This window comes from Bartonella sp. ML70XJBT, from assembly GCF_028618425.1.
Classification (GTDB): Bacteria; Pseudomonadota; Alphaproteobacteria; order Rhizobiales; family Rhizobiaceae; genus Bartonella.
This window is the reverse complement of sequence record NZ_JAQISX010000082.1, coordinates 1-1,541: the sequence shown is the minus strand read 5'-3', so window position 1 is coordinate 1,541 and position 1,541 is coordinate 1. Positions and strand designations below refer to the sequence as shown.

At 37.4% G+C, this 1,541-nt stretch carries 2 protein-coding genes and 1 pseudogene; 2 read left to right on the top strand and 1 reads right to left on the bottom strand.

Annotation, left to right across the window (positions count from 1 at the left end):
* Positions 1-143: pseudogene (locus PVV65_RS09710) on the top strand (single-stranded DNA-binding protein); the annotation flags it as partial.
* 16 nt (positions 144-159) lie between these two features.
* On the top strand, positions 160-693 hold the full coding sequence (locus tag PVV65_RS09705) for a hypothetical protein (protein WP_273790020.1): 534 nt from the start codon (positions 160-162) through the stop codon (positions 691-693).
* Here PVV65_RS09705 and PVV65_RS09700 read toward each other — a convergent pair whose 3' ends face one another.
* Complete coding sequence (locus tag PVV65_RS09700; RefSeq protein ID WP_273790019.1) at positions 694-1,188, bottom strand: hypothetical protein; 495 nt, start codon at positions 1,186-1,188, stop codon at positions 694-696.
* Between the last annotated feature and the right edge of the window lie 353 nt (positions 1,189-1,541).

Genomic DNA, 1,541 nt, shown 5'->3' with positions numbered 1-1,541 from the left:
TCATTTTACCTAAGTACAAAGGCGACTTAAAGCTGTTAGATGGCAAAAATGATGATGATCAAGAGCAGTCATCTCCTTATGAGAGAAGCATTTACAGACCTCTTGATATGCCTACAGTACCAAATGATGGCGTTCCTTTTTAAACAGAAGGCGGTGTAAGTGAAAGCAAAGAAAAAGAGGGGACGCCCTAAAATCACAGGGCAGGTAAGAGAAGCCAATGGTCGTATCTCACGTGCAAAAGCACCTCGTGAAGCTGTCGATAAATTGGCAATAGAAATGCGTGCAAAGCGCTTCTCTTTAAGCTTACAAGAGGCTAAAAATCCGCTTTCTGGTACTTATATAGGGCGGCTTTGTTTGCAAGGTGTACTTACTCAAGAGCAATATGACACTGCACAACAATATCTACAGATACGAAATGATTACCTTTGTGCAAAGGGCTTGCCTAATGCTATTTATGACGAAATGCCATCATCCGCTGATGATAAAGCAAGAGACAAATGGGTAGAATTTGCAACAGAGAAGTTTTTAAACACGCAAGAGGCAATAAAAGAAGCGCAACATCTCTATAGACAGTATAACCTCTATGCAGCACTACAGTACCTCGTTATAGAAGATCAAGAGTTACCACATCTTGTAAGTTCACTACGTGTCGCTCTTAATGCGCTTCAGAAGTATTTGCAAAAAATCATGTGATTATTTATTAATCTTATGGATAATCTGATATAACATTTCAAGTTGAGAGTCTAGTTTTTCAACTTCTTTTTTAGTGTCATCTATAGCTGTCTGTATTATAGAAATTCTCTCCAAAATTTCTGATGCCTTCCCGTGATTTTTAGATTCCCTTTCTTTATTCAAATCCTTTATTTCGGTTATTTCGTTTGTCATAGCGAAAATTAACTGACGAGAGGCAACTCTTCGTTGTGAGATTATCTCGTACCATTGTTCCATCAATTTGGCATTTTTTTCAGAATGTGAAGTTCTCTCTAACCATACACTTTCACTGAGAATGCGTTCCCACCAGAGGTCAACAGTAGACATGTAATCACGGATTGCACTCTCTCGTTCTATAATTTCTTTTGAACAGAAGAACTCATTGGAATTAGCATATCCATTTGAAGGGGATATAAAATACGTTGTAAAAAGTGTGATAATTAATACGCTTCTAAAGAGAGTTTTTTTTATAGACATTGTTTTCCACCTTAATTTACATCTTAATTATCTAACAGATTCCCTTTGAAGTTATCAATATGTGTTATTTTTGTGTTGACAAAGTGATGCAAATCGTATTTAATGACATTGCTGTACTTAGGCGTATTATGTCTAAACGAGCGTGATGTACAGTCTAAAACCCCTGCAAATGCGGGGTTTTTTTATTATCTGGAGGGAGGAATTTATGACATCAGAAAACACACAACAGGTTTTACAACCGACCAAAAAGCCTCTGCCTCCTAATGCTGGTCAAGGGCGTGTTAAAGGAGTTCCGAATAAGAATACACGTCTTCTTAAAGAGGCAATTATTAAAGCTGCTGAATTGGCAGGTA